Below are 233 nucleotides of genomic sequence, written 5' to 3' on the forward strand. Positions count from 1 at the left end.
CCGGTGACGCCAGATCGATGGTTTGCGTTTCCACCTGAGCGCCCTGCTCACGCAGCGCGGCGCCGCTCGCCGCCAGCTCATCCGCCAAAATATCGCACATCACCACCTGCGCGCCGGCAGCGGCGATGGCGGTGGCGAAGCTGTAGCCCAGGCCGCGCGCCGCGCCGGTGACCACGATGCGTTTACCGTTCAGCAGGCCGTTCACTGCGCCGCCTCCCGCTCGCGCAGCGTCG

The 233-nt window shown here is 70.4% G+C and carries 1 protein-coding gene; it reads right to left on the reverse strand.

The features are described 5' to 3' along the window. Window positions 1-205, reverse strand: a 205-nt coding sequence (locus HMPREF0072_RS10855; RefSeq protein ID WP_155811922.1) for an SDR family NAD(P)-dependent oxidoreductase, incomplete at its 3' end; no start/stop codon positions are given. Window positions 206-233: the final 28 nt, after the last annotated feature.

The organism is Anaerococcus lactolyticus ATCC 51172 (assembly GCF_000156575.1).
Lineage (GTDB): Bacteria > Bacillota > Clostridia > Tissierellales > Peptoniphilaceae > Anaerococcus > Anaerococcus lactolyticus.